The sequence below is a fragment of the Streptomyces sp. NPDC096013 genome, from assembly GCF_044763565.1.
Taxonomy (GTDB): Bacteria; Actinomycetota; Actinomycetes; order Streptomycetales; family Streptomycetaceae; genus Streptomyces.
In genome coordinates this window covers 140,418-160,016 of the sequence record NZ_JBIWGK010000007.1, presented here as the reverse complement: position 1 = coordinate 160,016, position 19,599 = coordinate 140,418, and the positions used below count along the sequence as shown (strand labels likewise).

14 protein-coding genes are annotated in these 19,599 nt (G+C 70.9%); all 14 read left to right on the top strand.

The features are described from left to right. Nucleotides 1-240 precede the first annotated feature (240 nt). The 14 genes from ACIRB1_RS24245 to ACIRB1_RS24180 all read left to right on the top strand — a co-directional run bounded on the left by ACIRB1_RS24245 (nucleotide 241) and on the right by ACIRB1_RS24180 (nucleotide 19,575). Entirely contained in the window at nucleotides 241-774 is a 534-nt protein-coding gene (locus tag ACIRB1_RS24245) for a GNAT family N-acetyltransferase (protein WP_403466925.1), read from the top strand. Nucleotides 775-801: 27 nt separating this feature from the next. After that, complete coding sequence (locus ACIRB1_RS24240) at nucleotides 802-1,902, top strand: hypothetical protein (protein WP_403466924.1); 1,101 nt, start codon at nucleotides 802-804, stop codon at nucleotides 1,900-1,902. A 46-nt stretch (nucleotides 1,903-1,948) separates the two neighbouring features. Next, on the top strand, nucleotides 1,949-2,761 hold the full coding sequence (locus ACIRB1_RS24235; protein WP_403466923.1) for a TIGR03936 family radical SAM-associated protein: 813 nt from the start codon (nucleotides 1,949-1,951) through the stop codon (nucleotides 2,759-2,761). A 262-nt stretch (nucleotides 2,762-3,023) separates the two neighbouring features. After that, nucleotides 3,024-7,022, top strand: coding sequence for an Rne/Rng family ribonuclease (locus ACIRB1_RS24230; protein WP_403466922.1), 3,999 nt, complete (start codon nucleotides 3,024-3,026; stop codon nucleotides 7,020-7,022). A gap of 229 nt (nucleotides 7,023-7,251) precedes the next feature. After that, the gene (gene rplU / locus ACIRB1_RS24225) at nucleotides 7,252-7,572 is read left to right on the top strand and encodes a 50S ribosomal protein L21 (RefSeq protein ID WP_006374708.1); all 321 of its coding nucleotides are present in this window, start codon (nucleotides 7,252-7,254) and stop codon (nucleotides 7,570-7,572) included. A gap of 14 nt (nucleotides 7,573-7,586) precedes the next feature. Next, the gene (gene rpmA, locus ACIRB1_RS24220) at nucleotides 7,587-7,841 is read left to right on the top strand and encodes a 50S ribosomal protein L27 (protein WP_019063244.1); all 255 of its coding nucleotides are present in this window, start codon (nucleotides 7,587-7,589) and stop codon (nucleotides 7,839-7,841) included. A gap of 172 nt (nucleotides 7,842-8,013) precedes the next feature. Continuing rightward, the gene (gene obgE / locus ACIRB1_RS24215; protein ID WP_352182588.1) at nucleotides 8,014-9,450 is read left to right on the top strand and encodes a GTPase ObgE; all 1,437 of its coding nucleotides are present in this window, start codon (nucleotides 8,014-8,016) and stop codon (nucleotides 9,448-9,450) included. A 224-nt stretch (nucleotides 9,451-9,674) separates the two neighbouring features. Further along, nucleotides 9,675-11,225 carry an alkaline phosphatase D family protein gene (locus ACIRB1_RS24210; RefSeq protein ID WP_352182589.1) on the top strand — a complete coding sequence of 517 codons (1,551 nt, stop codon included), beginning with the start codon at nucleotides 9,675-9,677 and terminating at the stop codon, nucleotides 11,223-11,225. Nucleotides 11,226-11,320: 95 nt separating this feature from the next. Then, complete coding sequence (locus ACIRB1_RS24205; protein WP_403466921.1) at nucleotides 11,321-12,484, top strand: hypothetical protein; 1,164 nt, start codon at nucleotides 11,321-11,323, stop codon at nucleotides 12,482-12,484. Between the two features lie 149 nt (nucleotides 12,485-12,633). Then, a complete protein-coding gene (locus tag ACIRB1_RS24200) occupies nucleotides 12,634-14,127 on the top strand; it encodes a bifunctional cytidylyltransferase/SDR family oxidoreductase (RefSeq protein ID WP_352182591.1) in 1,494 nt (497 codons plus the stop codon). Between the two features lie 59 nt (nucleotides 14,128-14,186). Then, on the top strand, nucleotides 14,187-16,265 hold the full coding sequence (locus ACIRB1_RS24195; protein ID WP_403466920.1) for a hypothetical protein: 2,079 nt from the start codon (nucleotides 14,187-14,189) through the stop codon (nucleotides 16,263-16,265). Between the two features lie 185 nt (nucleotides 16,266-16,450). Beyond that, nucleotides 16,451-17,668, top strand: a complete 1,218-nt coding sequence (locus tag ACIRB1_RS24190; protein ID WP_403466919.1) for a glycosyltransferase family 2 protein — start codon at nucleotides 16,451-16,453, stop codon at nucleotides 17,666-17,668. Nucleotides 17,669-17,863: 195 nt separating this feature from the next. Next, nucleotides 17,864-18,970, top strand: coding sequence for a glutamate 5-kinase (proB, locus tag ACIRB1_RS24185; protein WP_403467145.1), 1,107 nt, complete (start codon nucleotides 17,864-17,866; stop codon nucleotides 18,968-18,970). A gap of 137 nt (nucleotides 18,971-19,107) precedes the next feature. Then, nucleotides 19,108-19,575: a hypothetical protein gene (locus ACIRB1_RS24180; protein ID WP_352182594.1), complete on the top strand. Its 468-nt coding sequence runs from the start codon at nucleotides 19,108-19,110 to the stop codon at nucleotides 19,573-19,575. Nucleotides 19,576-19,599 lie beyond the last annotated feature (24 nt).

Here is a 19,599-nt window from a genome sequence, read left to right as displayed (position 1 = left end):
CACTCGGCCACCGTCGTCACGCCGACCATCTTGTTGCGGGGGCTGATCTCCGGGGCGCCGGGGCGGAATCCGATTCAACGCGGCCCTCACCTCAACTCACCGCTTTCTGGGCCGCGATGAGGAGTTTCCCGCGCGGACCACGTCGGCCTAGCCGAGGCGCTCGGTCACCAACTGGCCGCGCCACGGGGGGAGATCGTCGACGCACTCCTGTCGCCGCCTGCCGACCCCTACCCTTGACCGATGCCTGAACTGATCCTGCCCGACGCGCGGTTCCGGGTCTCGTTTCTGGACGCCGTGCACGAGCACCTCGCGGAGGACGACTTCTTCGGGGGCACGCTGGCGCGTGAACTGCGGGAGCACGGCGGTGCCTGGCGGCAGCCGGAGGGCTTCGAGCGGTACGTCGAGGCGGTGCGGCAGGAGGAGGCGGAGGACGGGCGGCGGCCCGAGGGGTTCGTGCCCAGCACCTGGTACTGGTACGTGGACGGCGCCACCTACCTCGGCCGCATCCAGGTACGCCACCGCCTCACTCAATGGCTCCTCGACTACGGCGGTCACATCGGGTACGGCGTCCGGCCCGGGGCCCGGCGCCGGGGGCACGCGACCGCGATGCTGCGTGACGTGCTGCCGTACGCTCAAGCGCTGGGTCTGGACCCGGTCCTCGTGACCTGCGATGTCACCAACATCGCGTCCCGCAAGGTGATCGAGGCCGGCGGCGGGGAGCTGGAGGACGAGCGGGACGGGAAACTGCGGTACTGGATACGAACAGGGCGCTGAGGCGTCCTGGTGGATATGGACGCCCCCATGGAATTCGAGAAGCCGCCCTCCGCGCGGCCGTCGCCGCAGCCGCCCGAGGGGTGTCTCGCCGTCGCGATCCGCGTCCCGGTGCGCATCGTCGTGCTCGTGCTCGTGGTGCCGGTGCGGCTGGTCTGGGACGCGCTGGTGGCCGGCGGGCGGTTCCTGTACCGGACCGTGCTGCGGCCGGTGGCGCGCGCGGTGTTCGTGTGGCCGTGGGTGGCGCTGTGGCGGTACGTGGTCGTGCCGCTCGCCAAGGCGCTCGGTCGGCTCGCCGACGTTCTTCTCCCGGTGCCGCTCGTCTGGCTGTACCGGTATGTGGTCACCCCGTTCGGACACGGCCTCGCCTGGAGCGCCCGCCTGATCGGGAGCGCGCTGGCGTGGGTCTACGCGCGCGTGCTCACCCCCGTCGGGCACGCGTGCGCGTGGGTCCTCAACGGAGTGGCCGCCGGTGTGGCGTGGGTCGCCGGCGGGGTGACCGCCGTCGTGGCCTGGCTCGGGCGGTATCTGCTCGTCGTGCCCGCCCAGTGGCTGTACGCCTGGGTCCTCGCGCCGGTCGGGCGGGCCGTCGCCTGGTGCGGGCGCGGTGTGCTGTGGCTGGTGAAGGCGGTCGGTACCGGGATCGGTGCCGTCCTGTACTGGACCGCCCGGATTCTGCTCGTGCTGCCCGCGATCGGCCTCTGGCGCTGGGTGCTGACCCCGGTCGGGCGGGTCCTCGCCGTCATCGGGCGGGAGGTGTGGGACGCCCTCGGGCACGCCTGGCGGATCGCCGGGCACCTCTCCCTCGCCGTGGGACGGGTCCTCGCGACCCTCTTCCGGTGGATCTTCGTCGAGCCCGTGAGCTGGGTGTACCGGACGATCCTCACCCCGGTCGGACACGTCGTACGGGACCTCGTGCTGCGCCCCGCCGCCGAGGCCGCACGCGCCGCGGGACGGGTCACCCGGCAGGTGCTGACCGCCGTCCGCGACTCCGCCCGGCAGGCCCGCGCGGACTTCCGGCGGATGGTTTTCGGCGAGCCGCGCGTGCCCCGGCCGGTGGAGGCGCGGGAACCGATCGGCGACGAGACACGTACTCTTGGTAGGAGTACGACCGTTCTCACGAAGGACTAGGACACTGGGCAAGCGACAGCCCGAAGGCCCGCCGCCCGCACCCGCGGTGCAGCGCATCCGACTGCGCTACACCAAGCGCGGCCGCCTCCGGTTCACCAGCCACCGTGACTTCCAGCGCGCCTTCGAGCGTGCGCTGCGCCGCGCCGAGGTGCCGATGGCGTACTCGGCGGGGTTCACGCCGCATCCGAAGGTGTCGTACGCCAATGCCGCACCCACCGGCACGGGCAGTGAGGCCGAGTACCTGGAGATCGCGCTCACCGCCGAGCGCGACCCCGGCAAGCTGCGCGAGTTGCTCGACGAGTCGATGCCCGTGGGCCTCGACATCATCGACGCGGTCGAGGCCCGGACCTCCGGGCTCGCCGACCGGCTCACGGCTTCCGTCTGGGAGCTGCGGCTCGACGGGGTGGCACCCGAGGACGCCGAGCGCGCGGTGGCCGCGTTCAACGCGGCCGAGAGCGTCGAGGTCCAGCGCATGGCCAAGAACGGCATGCGGACGTTCGACGCCCGCCCGGCCGTAGCGCATCTTGAGACGCTCGGTCCACAGCCCGACGCGAGCGTCGGCTCCACTGGAGCGGCTGAAGCCGCGCCTCCTGATGGGCCAACGGACCAGGCCTGTGCGATACTGCGGCTGGTTGTTCGGCACGTGACGCCTGCCGTTCGACCCGACGACGTCCTGTCCGGTCTTCGCGCCGTGGCCGACCTGGCGCCGCCGGTCGCCGCAGCGGTGACCAGGCTGGCGCAGGGGCTGTTCGATGAAGAGACCGGCACGGTGACCGACCCGCTCGCGCCCGACCGCGAGGCAGCAGAGACCGCGCACCGCACGGTCGCCGAAGCCGCCGCCGCGAAGGCGCCGGTGTAGGGAAGGTTCCGCGTAGGACGGACGTCGTAGCGCAGCCCTCGGACTCGGGAGCCACCTGGGTCGGGCGGCGCACCGACCACAAGACTTTCGCCAGGCCGTCCGCATCTGGGCGTACGGAACCGGCGAGACAGGACACAGAGAGCTCCCGTGCGGCGCCCGCGCCCCGGACGGCGGCACCGCGCAACGCGCGAGCCGCGGACGTCACCGGCATCCATGCCGGACCAGGCGCGGCGCCCGGGAGCCTGACGGGAGAAACGCCCGCATGCTTGAACCGACCGAACCCGCAGAGGGTTCCGAACTGAACAGCCCGAGCGACACGCTGCCGCCGCGCCGCAGGCGCCGCGCCGCGTCTCGCCCAGCGGGACCGCCGACCGCCGCCGAGGGCGCGGTCGAGAACAGCGCTCCGGCCATACCGGCCGAGGTGAGCGCCGCGGAAGAGAAGAGCGGGGCCGACGAGAGCGTTGTGGCGCCCGCTGCCGCGGAGACACCGGTGGCGGACGAGGCGGCGCCTGCCGGGCGCCCGCGTCGGCGTGCCACCCGGCGGGTGTCCGCGCCCGCCGGTGCGCCCGAGGCGAATGAGGTGCCCGAGGCGGCCGAGATCGTGGTGCCGGCCGTTGCCGCCGCCGCGCCCGCCGCCGTCGAGGAAGAGACGCCGGCCGTCGCGTCCGACGAGGACGCCGCGCCGCGCCGCGGTCGCCGTCGTGCCACGCGCCGGGTGACCGCGCCCGAGACCGTCGCGCCGGCTGCCGAGCCGGAGACCGTAGCGCCGGCCGCCGCGACCGAGCCTGAGCCGGTGGAGGAGCCCGCGACCGCGCCTGCCGCCGTCGAGGCGCCCGCCGCCGCGGAGGAAGAGGCCCCCGCGCCCGCAGGGCGTACGCGCCGGCGTGCCACGCGCCGGGTGTCCACGCCCGCCGGGGCGCCCGAGGCCGTCGAGGCCGCCGAGAGCGCTGAAGCCACCGCAGTGACCGAAGAAGTGACCGAAGGGTCCGCCGCCGCCGCGTCCGACGAGGATGCCGGGCGGGGCCGGAGCCGTCGTCGCGCCACGCGCCGTGTCTCCGCGCCTGCCGGGACGCCCGTGGGCGAGGAGGCCCCTGTGAAGGACGAGACCACCGCGCAGACCGGGACGGACGCCGAGCCGGTCGAGGAGACCGGGCCGCGCCGTCGCCGCCGGGCCGTGCGCACCGCCGCCGGAGGGTTCTCCGCGCCCGCGCCCAAGAACGGGAACGCGGCCGAGGAAGAGGACGGCCCGCGCCGCCCGCGTCGGCCCGCCGTGGCCGTGTTCCAGGCCCCCGTCTTCACCGAGCCCATGTTCCAGACGCCGGAGCGCGCCGCCGCCGCTGCCGCCGCCGAGGCCGTGGAGGACGACGAGGAAGAGGTCGTCGCCGCACCGGAGCCCGCCGCGGCCGAGGTCGTCGAGGAGGAGACCGGCGGTCGCCGTCGGCGTCGTCGCCGGGGTGCCGCCGTCGAGGCCGAGCCCGAGGCACCCGCCGCCGTCGAGGCCGCCGTCGTGGAGGAGGAGCCCGAGGAGGCCGACGAGGCCGAGGACTCCGCCGACGGTGACGAGGCCGAGGAGACCGGCTCGCGCCGCCGCCGTCGGCGTGGTGGCCGGCGTCGTCGCCGTGGCGAGTCCGCCACCGGTGAGGACGAGGGCGAGGACGGCGAGGAGTACGCCGCCGAGCAGGCCGCGCAGGATTCCGAGGACACCGCCGAGCAGGTCGAGGAGGACGCCGAGGAGGCGGACGACGACCAGGGCGGTTCCGGGTCGAGCAGCAGCCGTCGTCGGCGCCGTCGGCGTCGTCGCGCCGGTGACTCGGGCGGCGAGAGCGAGACGAACTCGTCGTCGGACGACCCCGAGCGCACCGTCGTCAAGGTCCGCGAGCCGCGCGCCAAGAAGGACGACCACCCGAGCGACGAGGTGCAGTCCATCAAGGGCTCCACGCGCCTGGAGGCCAAGAAGCAGCGCCGCCGCGAAGGCCGCGAGCAGGGGCGCCGCCGCGTCCCGATCATCACCGAGGCGGAGTTCCTCGCCCGCCGCGAGGCCGTCGAGCGCGTGATGGTCGTCCGGCAGACCGGCGAGCGCACGCAGATCGGCGTCCTGGAGGACGGGGTGCTCGTCGAGCACTACGTCAACAAGGAGCAGTCGACCTCGTACGTCGGCAACGTCTACCTGGGCAAGGTCCAGAACGTGCTGCCCTCCATGGAGGCCGCGTTCATCGACATCGGCAAGGGGCGCAACGCGGTCCTGTACGCCGGTGAGGTCAACTTCGAGGCGCTCGGCATGGCCAACGGGCCGCGCCGCATCGAGTCCGCCCTGAAGTCCGGCCAGTCGGTCCTCGTGCAGGTCACCAAGGACCCGATCGGCCACAAGGGCGCGCGTCTGACCAGCCAGGTCTCCCTGCCCGGGCGGTACCTCGTGTACGTCCCCGAGGGCTCGATGACCGGCATCAGCCGCAAGCTGCCCGACACCGAGCGGGCCCGGCTGAAGACCATCCTCAAGAAGATCGTCCCCGAGGACGCGGGCGTCATCGTGCGCACCGCCGCCGAGGGCGCGAGCGAGGACGAGCTGCGCCGTGACGTCGAACGCCTCCAGGCGCAGTGGGAGGACATCCAGAAGAAGTCGAAGAGCGGCAACGCGCCGACTCTGCTGTACGGCGAGCCGGACATGACCGTCCGCGTCGTGCGCGACATCTTCAACGAGGACTTCACCAAGGTCATCGTCAGCGGCGACGAGGCGTGGGACACCATCCACGGCTATGTCGCGCACGTCGCTCCCGACCTCGCCGACCGGCTCTCCCGCTGGACCTCCGAGGTCGACGTCTTCGCGTCGTACCGCATCGACGAGCAGCTGATGAAGGCCCTGGACCGCAAGGTCTGGCTGCCGAGCGGCGGTTCGCTGGTCATCGACAAGACCGAAGCGATGATCGTGATCGACGTCAACACCGGCAAGTTCACCGGTCAGGGCGGCAACCTCGAAGAGACCGTGACCAGGAACAACCTGGAGGCGGCCGAGGAGATCGTGCGCCAGCTGCGGCTGCGCGACCTGGGCGGCATCGTCGTCATCGACTTCATCGACATGGTCCTGGAGTCCAACCGCGACCTGGTCCTGCGCCGTCTGCTCGAATGCCTCGGACGCGACCGCACCAAGCACCAGGTCGCCGAGGTCACCTCGCTGGGCCTGGTCCAGATGACCCGCAAGCGGGTCGGGCAGGGCCTGCTGGAGTCCTTCTCCGAGACCTGTGTCCACTGCAACGGCCGCGGTGTCATCGTGCACATGGAGCAGCCGACCTCGGTCGGTGGCGGGGGCAAGCGCAAGCGGCGCGGACGCGGTGGTGACGGAAGCGGCCAGGACGTCCACGACGGTCACGACACGCACGAGCACGAGCACGACGTGGCCGACGACGAGGTCGAGACCGAGGCGGAGCTGGCGGCCGAGGTCGCCATGCCGGTGCCGTTCGCCGAAACCGAGTTCCGTCCCGACGAGGACCTGTACAGCAGCGCCGCCGAGGCGGAGGCCGCGGCCACCCGTGGCGGGCGTTCGCGGCGCCGGACGAGCCGGCGGGCGTCGGCTCCGGCCGGTGCGCCGCGGGGCGAGCGGCAGTCGCGCGAGGTGCGTGAGGAGGCCGAGCCGGCCGCTGTCGCGCAGGCCGAGCCCGTCGCCGTGGAGGACCCGGTGGTTGAGGCTCCCGCGGCCGAGGAGACCCCGGCGCCGGTCGTCGAGGCTCCGGTGGCCGACGATGCCGCGCCCAAGGGGCGTACGCGCCGTCGTGCGACCCGTAAGGCGACCGCGCCCGCCGGGTCACCGGCCGGGTCCGAGGAGGCCGCCGTGGTGACGGTGACCGAGGCCGCTCCGGTGGTCGTCGAGGCGCCCGCGCCCGTCGAGCAGCCCGAGGCGCCCGCCGAGAGCGCGGCTCCGGCCCGCCCGCGGCGTCGTGCCGTGCGCAAGGCCACCGCGCCGACCGCGTCCGAGGAGGCGGCCGTGACGGTCGTGCCGTCGGCCGCGGTGGAGGCGCCGGTCGCCGAGGCCGAAGCGGATGCCGAGGCAGCGGCTCCGGCCAAGAAGACGGCCGCTCGCAAGGCCGCCAAGAAGGCCCCGGCGAAGAAGGCGGTCGCCAAGAAGACGGCGGCCACCAAGACCGCGGCCAAGAAGACGGCCGCGAAGAAGACGACGGCCAAGAAGGCCGCCAAGACCACGTCGAAGAAGACCGCGGCGGCGGAGCAGACGAACCCGTCCTCCGTCACCGCCTCCACCGACGAGGGCTGAACCCCGGGTGGGTGCGGCCGGTCCCTGTGACCGGTCGTACTCCCCACGGGCCCGGTTTGACCCGTTCGGCCGCGGCCCCGTAACCTTGACTGTCGGCGTGTCCACAGGTGACACGCCACATCCCCGTAAACCTCTTCCTCCCGGGCGTGTTCCGCCGGGAGAGGCCGTCTGCTCTGCAGGGCGGCTGGACTGCGGGGGTGCCGTCCCAGAGCGAGAGAGTGAGATCAGCGTGTACGCCATCGTGCGCAGCGGTGGTCGCCAGCACAAGGTTGCTGTCGGCGACATCGTTGAGGTTGACAAGATTTCCACTGCCAAGGTTGGCGACACGGTCGAGCTCTCGACCCTGCTCGTTGTCGACGGCGACGCTGTGACCAGCGACCCGTGGGTGCTGGCCGGCATCAAGGTCCAGGCCGAGATCGTGGACCACCACAAGGGCGTCAAGATCGACATCCTTCGCTACAAGAACAAGACCGGCTACCGCCGTCGTCAGGGCCACCGCCAGCAGTACACGGCGATCAAGGTCACTGAGATCCCCGCGGCTGCGAAGTAAGGGACTGAGGAGAGATGGCACACAAGAAGGGCGCATCGTCCACCCGGAACGGTCGCGACTCCAATGCCCAGCGGCTCGGCGTGAAGCGCTTCGGCGGTCAGGTCGTCAACGCTGGTGAGATCCTGGTCCGCCAGCGCGGCACCCACTTCCACCCCGGTTCGGGCGTCGGCCGTGGCGGCGACGACACGCTGTTCGCGCTGAACGCCGGTGCGGTGGAGTTCGGTACGCACCGTGGCCGCAAGGTCGTGAACATCGTTCCGGTCGCCTGAAGCATTCAGGTAGCTGATTCAGCTAGCTGATTCTGGCGACTGATCGGAAGCTTTCGCGAGGCGGACCTCACTTCCCTTCCGGGAAGCGGGTCCGCCTTTCGCGTGTTTCTACTGGTAGCAGCACGTGGCTGCACCCCCAAGACTTTCTTGTACGTAACTGGAGGCACATCCCATGACCACCTTCGTGGACCGCGTCGAGCTGCATGTCGCCGCGGGTAACGGAGGCCACGGCTGTGCCTCCGTCCACCGTGAGAAGTTCAAGCCGCTCGGCGGCCCGGACGGCGGCAACGGCGGACGGGGCGGGGACGTCATCCTCACCGTCGACCAGTCCGTGACCACGCTGCTCGACTACCACCACTCTCCGCACCGCAAGGCCACCAACGGCAAGCCCGGCGAGGGCGGCAACCGCTCCGGCAAGGACGGCCAGGACCTGGTCCTGCCGGTGCCGGACGGCACGGTCGTGCTCGACCGCGCGGGCAACGTGCTCGCCGACCTGGTCGGCCACGGCACCTCGTACGTCGCCGCGCAGGGCGGCCGGGGCGGCCTCGGCAACGCGGCGCTGGCCTCGGCCCGCCGCAAGGCCCCGGGTTTCGCGCTCCTCGGCGTCCCCGGTGACCTCCAGGACATCGTCCTCGAACTGAAGACGGTCGCCGACGTGGCCCTGGTCGGCTACCCGAGCGCCGGCAAGTCCTCGCTGATCTCGGTGCTGAGCGCGGCCAAGCCGAAGATCGCCGACTACCCCTTCACGACCCTGGTCCCGAACCTCGGCGTGGTGACGGCGGGCGAGACGGTCTACACGATCGCCGACGTCCCCGGTCTCATCCCCGGCGCGAGCCAGGGCAAGGGCCTCGGCCTGGAGTTCCTGCGCCACGTCGAGCGGTGCAGCGTACTCGTGCACGTCCTGGACACCGCGACGCTGGAGTCCGAGCGCGACCCGATCTCCGACCTCGACATGATCGAGGAGGAGCTGAAGCAGTACGGCGGCCTCGACCGCCGTCCGCGCATGGTCGTCCTGAACAAGATCGACGTTCCGGACGGCAAGGACCTAGCCGAGATGGTCCGCCCCGACCTGGAGGCGCGCGGCTACCGCGTCTTCGAGATCTCGGCGGTCGCGCATACCGGACTGCGTGAACTGTCCTTCGCCATCGCGGAGTTCGTCGCCGCGTCGCGTGCCGCGAAGCCGAAGGAGGAGGCGACCCGGATCGTCATCCGCCCGAAGGCGGTCGACGACAGCGGCTTCACCGTCGTGCAGGAGGAGGATGGCCTCTTCCGCGTGCGCGGCGAGAAGCCCGAACGCTGGGTCCGCCAGACCGACTTCAGCAACGACGAGGCCGTGGGCTACCTCGCCGACCGGCTCAACCGCCTCGGTGTGGAGGACTCGCTGATGAAGGCGGGTGCCCGCTCCGGCGACGGCGTCGCGATCGGCCCCGAGGACAACGCGGTCGTCTTCGACTGGGAGCCGACCGTCATGGCCGGTGCGGAGATGCTGGGCCGTCGTGGCGAGGACCACCGCTTCGAGGCCCCGCGTCCGGCGGCGCAGCGGCGCCGTGACAACCAGGCCGAGCGGGACGAGGCGGCCCAGGAGTTCGACGACTTCAAGCCCTTCTGACCGACCCGTCCGGCGCCTCGCCCGCGTCGGGTTCGTCCGTTCGGCGTGAAGATCATTCGCCGGCGTGACCAATACGGCCGAGACCCGTTGCTCCCGGAGTAACGGGTCTCTTGCTGTGCTCTCATTTGTCATGGACGCGATACTTACTGTTCAACAGGCGGGACTCCGCGCACTGTGAGGCTTCCAAGTGACCCAAGAGGCCAACGTCGCAAGGGAGTTCAACGATGACCGGAGCCGTATCACCCGATCGACGACGTTTTCTCGCGGCCGGCGCGGCGGTGCTCGGGGCCGCCGCCTCCGCCCAGCTCTGGCTGCCGAACTCGGCCCGGGCCGCCGAAACCCCGCTCCCCGACGGTGTGTTCACCCTCGGCGTCTCCTCCGGGGACCCGCTGCCCGACGGCATCGTCCTGTGGACACGGCTCGCCCCCGACCCGCTGAACGGCGGCGGGATGCCCGACCGCGTGGTCCCGGTGGAGTGGGAACTCGCCGAGGACGCCCGCTTCGGAAAGACCCTGCGCCGCGGGATCGCCCCCGCCCGGCCCGAGTTCGGGCACAGCGTCCACGTGGACGTGCGGGGACTGCGCCCCGGCCGCGAGTACTGGTACCGCTTCCGCGCCGGCGGCCAGCTCTCCGCCACCGGCCGCACCCGCACCGCGCCGCACCCGAACAGCTCCGGCGGCCGGCTCCGCGTCGCGCTCGCCTCCTGCCAGAACTGGCAGAACGGCTACTTCACGCCGTACGCCGACATGCTCGCCCAGGACCCCGACTTCGTGCTCTTCGTCGGTGACTACATCTACGAGTCGGCGCCCTCGGGCGCCGGGCCGCGCCGGCACGAGGGGACCGGGGAGCCGTACAGCCTGGTGCAGTACCGCAACCGGTACGCGCAGTACCGCGGCGACCCCGATCTGCTGGCCATGCACGCCCACACCCCCTGGGTCGTCACCTTCGACGACCACGAGGTCGACAACGACTGGGCGGGGGAGGTCCCGCAGGACCCCGACAAGCAGTCGCACGACGCGTTCGTGGCGCGGCTGACGGCGGCCTTCCAGGCGTACTACGAGCACATGCCGGTGCGCGCGAGCGCCGTACCGAACGGGCCGCACATCCAGATGTACCGGCGGTTCGAGTTCGGCCGCCTGATGCGCCTGAACGTCCTGGACACCCGGCAGTTCCGCAGCGACCAGGCAACCACGCAGGCCGGTGCCCAGGACCCGGCGATGACGATGATGGGCGCGGAGCAGAAGGCATGGCTGCTCAGGGGGCTGAAGCACTCGCCCGCGCGCTGGAACGTCATCGCCTCGCAGATCATGATGGCCGAGACGGACATCCTGCTCGGCCCGGGCAAGGAGTGGTTCTACGACGCCTGGGACGGCTACCAGGCCGAGCGCAACGCGCTGCTGGAGGACTTCAGATCCGTCCGCAACCCCCTGGTGCTCAGCGGCGACCGTCACCTCACGATGATCAGCGACCTCAAGGAGGACTTCGCCGATCCGGACTCCGACGTCGTCGGCGCCGAGTTCGTGGGGACGTCGATCTCCAGCAACGGCGACCAGGACCAGGCCGCCTTCCACGCCCAGTGGGACCCGCTGATGGCGGACAACCCGCACTGGAAGGTGATCGACGCCCACCGCGGCTACCACCTGTTCGACATCCGCAAGGACGGTGTCGACGCGCAGGTGAGAGTCGTGGACACCGTGCTGAAGCCCACGGCGACCGCGAGCACGTATGCCTCGCTCCGGGTGGAGTCGGACGATCCCGGCGTCCGCGTGGTCTGACCTCCGTGAACCCTGTGTGACGGGGCCTGGGACTCATCCGTGTCCCAGGCCCCTCTCAGGTCAAACTCAGGAACAACTCTTACCTTCCGTTAACCATGGAGACGGATTGTATTGACGAAGCGTTGCCCGTCGGGACCCGGCTGCTGCACATCGGCCCGCACAAGACCGGGACCACCGCCATCCAGGGCGCGCTCTTCGCCGCGAAGGACACGATGCCCGCGCACGGCGTCGACTTCCCCGCGCACAGCAGGCACCCGATGGAAGCGGCCCTCGCCGCCTGCGCCCGGCCCGCGATGATGGGCGACACCGTGCCCACCGACAAGCACTGGACGCGTCTCCTCGACGCCGTGCGCGCCACCGGCGGACGCACCTCGGTGATCAGCAGCGAGTTCTTCGCCGACGCCCAGGACGACGAGACCCTCGCCAGGATCGTGGAACAGCTCGGCGGCGAGCGCGTGCACGTCCTGATCACCCTGCGCCCGCTGGCGAGGATCATGCCCTCCCAGTGGCAGCAGTACGTGCAGAACGGCCTGCGCATGGGCTACGGCGACTGGCTGGAGCACATGCTCCGCAAGGCGCCGTACGAGCAGCCCAACCCCAGCTTCTGGCGGCGGCACCGGCACGACCGGCTGGTCGAGCGGTGGGCCCGGGCCGTCGGCCCCGAGCGGGTGACCGTCGTCGTGGTCGACGACGGCGACCGGGACGGACTGCTCCGCACCTTCGAGGCGCTGCTCGGACTGCCCGCCGGCCTCCTGCGGCCGGTGCCGGACGCGGCGAACCGTTCCCTCACCCTCGCCGAGACCGAAATGCTGCGGAAGCTGAACGTGGAATTCCGCGGAAATGGACTCCCCGACGAGCTGTATTCCAAGCTCGTGCGCAACGGCGCGGTCATGCATATGAAGAATGCGTGCAGCCCCACTCCGCAGGACGTGAAGATCACCACGCCGCGGTGGGCTGTCGAGGCGGCGGGCGCGATCGGCGCCGAGATGGCCGGCACCATCGCCGCCACGGGCGTCCGGATCGTAGGGGACACGGCACTCCTCTCGGCCGTACCCGAAGGGGTGGAGAAGGTGCCAGGGGCGCCGCGGATCGCGCCCGAAGTGGCCGCGCAGGCGCTCTACGGGGCGCTCGCGGCGGCGGCCTCGGCGCCCGTGCGGCACTCCGCGCCGGCGAAGGCGCGGACCGTTCACCAGACGTCGTCGAAGGAACTCGTGCGCGTTCTCGGACACCGCTGTCTGAAGAGGCTGCGCCGCCGCTGAACGCGTCATCACCCGGTTACCGGCAGTGCAAGATGAATGACAGGTGTCGCGCACATATGCGGCGGAGGTCACTCGCCTTGCACTGCGGTAACCGCGAGTGGGACCATTTGCGAGTTCCCCCGTTGTCCCGAGGTAGGTCAAGGTCACCTGTGTCGCACATAGCCAAGCCCCGCACCACCGCAGTGATCCTGGCCGGCGGTACCGGCCAGCGGGTGGGTCTCTCGATCCCCAAGCAGCTGCTGAAGATCGCCGGCAAGGCAGTCATCGAGCACACCCTGACCACCTTCGAGAACGCCGACTCGATCGACGACATCATCGTGCTGATGGCTCCGGGCTACGTCCCGGACATCGAGAAGATCGTCGCCAAGGCCGGCTTCAAGAAGGTCACCCGGATCATCGAGGGCGGCTCGACGAGGAACGAGACCACCGAGCGCGCCATCGCCGCCCTCGGCGAGGGCCTGGCCGAGGGCGAGGACCGCAACGTCCTCTTCCACGACGCCGTGCGCCCCCTGCTCTCGCGGCGCGTGATCGACGACTGCGTGGTGGCCCTGGAGCGCTTCCAGGCCGTGGACGTGGCCATCCCGTCCGCCGACACCATCATCGTGACCCGCACCCACGGCGACGACGGCGAGTTCATCACCGAGATCCCGGACCGCTCCCGGCTCCGCCGCGGCCAGACGCCCCAGGCGTTCAAGCTGTCCACGATCCGCCGCGCCTACGAGGTCGCGGCCGGTGACCCCAACTTCCAGGCCACGGACGACTGTTCGGTCGTGCTCAAGTACCTGCCGGACGTGCCGATCCACGTCGTCGCGGGCGACGAGTACAACATGAAGGTCACCCAGCCCGTCGACGTCTTCATCGCCGACAAGCTCTTCCAGCTCGCCTCCACCGCCGCCCCCGAGCAGGTCGACGAGGCCGCCTACCGCGAGCTGCTCACCGGCAGGACCCTGGTCGTCTTCGGCGGCTCCTACGGCATCGGCAAGGACATCGCCGAGGTGGCCGAGGGCTACGGCGCCACGGTGTACGCGCTGGGCCGCTCGACCACCGGCACGCACGTCGAGAACCCCGAGGAGGTCGACGACGCGCTGTCCAAGGCGTACGGCGAGACCGGGCGCATCGACTACGTCATCAACACCGCGGGCGTGCTGCGCATCGGCAAGCTGGCCGAGACGGACAACGCCACGATCGAGGAGGCGCTGAAGGTCAACTACCTGGCGCCCGTGCAGATCGCCCGTTCCGCGTACAAGTACCTGGCCGAGACCAAGGGCCAGCTGCTGCTCTACACCTCCAGCAGCTACACGCGCGGCCGCGCCGAGTACAGCCTGTACTCCTCGACCAAGGCCGCGATGGTCAACCTCACGCAGGCCCTGTCGGACGAGTGGGCCGGCGACGGCATCCGCGTGAACTGCATCAACCCGGAGCGCACCGCCACCCCGATGCGCACCAAGGCCTTCGGCCAGGAGCCCGCCGGCACGCTGCTGTCCTCCGAGGCCGTGGCCCGCACCTCGCTCGACGTGCTGCTGTCCGAGCTGACCGGCCATGTCATCGACGTCCGCCAGCAGGACCCGACGGCCGGCGCGGCCAAGGCCTCCGGCTTCGAGGCCGCCCTCGCCTCGGTTCTCGACGTCCAGGACGGCGTTTAATTAAGCCTGCCTCTGAGTTCCCGGTAAATTACTCGAAACCCCCAAGAGCAGGTTTATCAGTGATTTCCACCGCTATTCGCGTGGCCAGGGTGGGCAGCGCGGCTGAGCTGGCCGCCGCCGTCCTCATGATGCTGGGATACCCGGTCCTCATGCTGGCCGCCCTCATCCCGAGCGTGCCCGCCTTCGCCGCCGCGGCCGTCGTCACCTACGTCGCGGACCACTACCTCCACCGCCAGGCCAGCTACCTGATCAACCGGCTCAGCAAGGTCAGAGCGGGCCTCTCCATCCGCTTCCTGATCCGCCAGCTCCTGCTGATCCTGCTGCTGGCCCGCATGGACCTCTCCAACAACCTCATCTTCTACGGCGCCATCGCCTGCTTCATCGCCTTCTACGGCCTCCAGGCCCCGCACGGCGCGGTCGTCACCCTGATCCGCAACCGCCGCCGGATGCCGGTCGCCACCCGCAACGTCGACCTCGGCGCGCGCATCCGCATCCCGGACGCCCCGAAGTTCGGCCTGCTGGAGCGCTCCGCCGAGAAGATGCTCCACCTCGACCTGTTCGCCGTCGTGGGCCTGCTGATCGCCGCCCAGCTCGACTCGGCCGTCGCGGGCTTCATCGGCATCGGCCTCACCCTGGCCCTGGGCAGCCTCTACGTCCTCGCGCTCCTGCCGTACATACGGGGTACGAAGATCCCGCCGACGCCCGAGGTCATCCTCGCCGCCGTCGACGACTGGCTGCACGAGTACAAGCCGCAGACGGTGCTCTACTTCTCCGGCTCCAAGGACTCGGCGTACCAGGTCAACATGTGGCTGGAGACCATGGAGGAGCTGGACACCCGGCCGCTCGTCCTGCTCCGTGAGCGCGTGATACTCCAGAACCTCGCCCCCACCAAGGCCCCCGTCATCTGCGTGCCCGGCGGTGTGCACCTGATGAACATGGACCTGTCGACCGTGCGCGTCGCGCTCTACGCGGCCAACGTCGGCAAGAACATCCACCTGCTCCGCGTCCCCACCATGAAGCACGTCTTCATCGGCCACGGCGACAGCGACAAGCTGGCCAGCGTCAACCCGTTCAGCAAGGTCTACGACGAGGTGTGGACCGCCGGCCGCGCGGGCCGCGACCGCTACGCCATCGCCGACGTCGGTGTCCGCGACGAGGACATCGTCGAGGTCGGCCGCCCCCAGCTCGCCCCCATCCAGACCTGGCAGGGCGTCCCCGACGGCCGTATCCCCACGGTCCTCTACGCCCCCACCTGGGAGGGCTGGGACAACGACCCCGGCAACACCTCCCTGCTGCTGGCCGGCGAGAACATCGTGAAGAAGCTGCTCAAGGCCGACCCGCCGGTGCGCGTGCTGTACAAGCCGCACCCCTTCACCGGCACCGTCAGCCCCGCGGCCGGCTCCGCGCACCGCAAGGTCACCGCCCTCGTCGAGAAGGCCGCCGCCCAGCGCGCGACCGACCCCCGCTTCCAGGCCGACGCGGCCGTCCGGACCAAGGCCAAGGCCGACCTCGCGCGCATCGAGGCCCGTATCGCCGAACTCTCCGGCGGCGGCGCCGACAAGGGCGACGAGGCCGAGATGACCCGCGACGGCGTGGTCGACCTGGCCAAGTACGAGGAGATCGCCCGGCTGCGCGCCGAGTGGAACACCGCGTACTGGAACTCCTTCGGCACCTACGAGCACCGCGTCATCGCGGGCGCCGAACCGCGCCTGTACGACTGCTTCAACGTCTCCGACGCGATGGTCTCCGACATCTCCAGCGTGGTCTCCGACTTCATCGCGAGCGGCAAGCCGTACGCGGTCACGGACTCCGCGAAGCTGGGCGTCGAGGAGTTCAAGCGGCAGAACACCGCGGTGCGCGCGGCCGTGATCCTCTCCAACAAGGCAGCGGAACTGGACGAGTTGCTCGCGGCGGTCCGCACCCCGGACGCCGACCCGATGGCCGCGGACCGCAAGGAACTCAAGGAGTACCTGCTCGGCCCGGACGAGCCCACCTCCATCGAGCAGTTCAACACCGCCGTCCGGAATCTCGCGGTCAAGTCCGAGACGCGGAACGCCGGTCAGGAACGCGCGGCGGCGAGCGGGGACGCGACGAGCCCGACCGAGGCGCATCTGTCGGCGGACCCCACGATCGGCTGACCGGAGGCGGCTTTCGGCCAGGATTTGGTCAAGAAGAGCCCGGTTCTCGAGGAGTGATCCTCGAAAACCGGGCTCTTGTGCGTATCCCCTGCTGACGGGAGGACAACCTGCCGGCCCGCCCGCCCGTCTTCCAGTCGGCTGTCCAGTGAATGCGGGGAGAACGCCCCGTGTACGAAAGGGGAAGCGTGACCGTGCCACAGCCTGATGTGACCGTGGTCATCGGGGCGTACGAGGCGATGCCCTACCTGGTCGAGTGCCTGCGCTCGGTCGAGTCGCAGACCCTGGACCCGGCCCGGATCGAGGTCGTCGCCGTCGACGACGGTTCGACGGACGGCACGGGGGAGTACCTGGAGGAGTTCGCGGCCCGCGCCGCGGCCCACGTCACCGTGATCCACCAGGAGAACTCCGGCGGCCCCAGCGCCCCGCGCAACGTCGGCCTCGGCAAGGCGAGCGGGCGCTACGTCTTCTTCCTCGACGCCGACGACCGGCTCGCCCCCGAGGCGCTGGAGCGGATGCTCGCGATGGCCGACCGCAACGGCACGGACGTCGTGCTCGGCAGGGTCGAGGGCATCAACCGGGTGCCCCCCAAGGCCGCGTGGGTCGAGACCCTGGAGCGCACCGACGTCTTCCACTCCAACATCAAGTTCACGCTGAGCGCGCAGAAGCTGTTCCGGCGGGCATTGCTGGAGCGGCACAGCATGCGGTTCGACGAGTCGCTGTTCACCGGTGAGGACGCGCTGTTCACCATGGAGGCGTATCTCCGGGCCGACGGTGTGTCCGTGATAGCCGACCACACCTGCTACTACCTGGTGGGCCGGGACGACGGCAAACACGTGACGAAGAGCGGGAGTTACACCCTGCGCTTCGACTCCGCGCGGGCGCTGATGAACCTGATCGCGGAGATGGTGCCGCCGGGGGTCGAGCGGGACAAGCTGATGGTCCGGCCGTTCCTGGTGACCCTGCTGCCGCAGTTCGGGCCGAAGTACGCCAAGGACAGCGAGCAGGTCAGACGGCACAAGTTCGAGCTGGCGAAGCCGTTGATGGCGGCCCACTGGACCGACGAGGTGGCCGTACGCCTCAAGGTGGACGAGCGGCTGCGGCTGCACCTGGTTGCGCAAGAACGCCCCGAACTCCTGCTGGACGTCGTCGAGTTCGTGAAGGCGAAGAAACGGCCCGAGGCGGTTCTGGAGAAGGGGGGCCGCCGGGTGTACCTGGCGTATCCGCACTTCCGCTCCGGTGAAGCGGGACTGCCGGACTCGGTCTACCTGGCCGAGCCTCGCGAGGCTCGTGGGGTGGAGGGGTATCGGGAGGGGGGAGCGGGCGTGTTCTTGCGTCGGGTAGTGCGGAAAGTACGTCGACTGCGGGCCGGTGGGGGCGGGCCGCGCAGTTCCCCGCGCCCCTGAAGAACCCGGGGCGGGCGGTGTCTTTTTGGGGCGCGGGGAACTGCGCGACCAGCCCCCACCGACCCGCACCCGGAACTCAACCCAGCTGTCCGCGACCTGGACCAACGTGCACACTCCAGCCCGGTTCGCGTAAATTGCCGCGGGTCACCCGAACTACCCGAGGGGAACTCGCACGTGGCAGGGGCAAGGCAGGCCGTGACCGAGGCCCGCAGGATCGTCGTCAAGGTGGGTTCCTCCTCGCTGACCACCGCCGCGGGCGGACTGGACGCCGACCGGGTCGACGCCCTCGTCGACGTCCTCGCCAAGAGCCGCAGCGGGGGAGAGAAAGAGGTCGTCCTCGTCTCCTCCGGCGCCATCGCCGCGGGCCTCGCCCCGCTGGGACTGCGCCGCCGCCCCAAGGACCTCGCCCGGCAGCAGGCCGCCGCCAGCGTGGGCCAGGGCCTCCTCGTCGCCCGCTACACCGCCTCCTTCGCCCGCTACGGCATCCGCGTGGGTCAAGTGCTGCTCACCTCCGACGACATGAGCCGCCGCTCGCACCACCGCAACGCCTCCCGCACCCTCGACAAACTCCTCGCCATGGGCGCCCTCCCGGTCGTCAACGAGAACGACACGGTCGCCACGGACGAGATCCGCTTCGGCGACAACGACCGGCTCGCCGCCCTCGTCGCCCACCTCGTCCACGCCGACCTGCTGGTCCTCCTCTCCGACATCGACGGCGTCTACGACGGCGACCCGAGCAGGCCGGGCACCTCGCGGATAGCGGAGGTCCGGGGGCCCGCCGACCTCGCGCACGTCGAGATCGGCAGCGCGGGCAAGGCCGGCGTCGGCACCGGCGGCATGGTCACCAAGGTCGAGGCGGCCCGGATCGCCGCCGCCGCGGGCATCCCCGTCGTGCTCACCAGCGCGGTCCACGCGGCCGACGCGCTGACCGGCGGCGACACGGGGACGTACTTCCACGCCACCGGAAAGCGTTCCGCGGACCGGCTGTTGTGGTTGCAGCACGCGTCCACCCCGCAGGGCTCGTTGACGCTGGACGACGGTGCCGTGCGCGCGGTCGTGCAGCGCCGGATGTCGCTGCTGCCGGCCGGGATCGCCGCCGTCGAGGGCGAGTTCAGCGCGGGCGACCCGGTCGAGCTCCGGGACGGCGCGGGGCAGGCGGTGGCCCGGGGGCTCGTCAACTTCGACGCCAAGGAGATCCCCCAGCTGATCGGCCGCTCCACCAGGGAACTGGCCCGGGAACTGGGGCCGTCGTACGAGAGGGAAGTCGTACACAGGGACGACCTGGTGATCCTGCACCCGTAAAACAACCGAATCGTCCGCCTCCCCGCGGTGGACCTTCCGTAAAAGCGCCACGCGGACGCCTTCGGCCTGCTCAACTTTGTCTCGGGGACAAATTCCGCGCGAGCACCGCAGCTCGACCGTTGCGTAAGGAGGCCGTCGTGAGACGAGTGCGCCCTGGGGCGGCGGCGTCCCGCGGTGGTACCACCTCCCGCGCGCCCGGCGAGGAGCGCGCGCTGACGAGCGTCGCGGCCGGCGCCCGGTACGAGGGCGAGGAACCCAAGGACGTCCCCCGGCTGTGGCATGTCACCCTCAGCGTCTCCGGTGGCGAGGCCCCGCTGAAGGAGGTCCGGCGCGGTCTGGAGCAGCTCGCCCACGACCACCCCTTTCTGCTGACCAGCCGCTACGCCAACGACCACGCGGAGATCCGCTACTGGGAGGAGGCCCGCGACCTGCACGACGCCGCCGCCGTCGCGCTGCGCCTGTGGGGCGAGCACCGCCAGACCGCGAAGCTGCCGCCGTGGGAGATCGTCGGCCTGGAGGTCATCGACCGCGAGACCTACCACCAGCGCATCTCCGAGGGATACGGCCCGCTGCCCGCGACCCCCGTCGGCGTCCATCCGTTCTGAGTCCGCTTCGGACCCTTCTGGGCG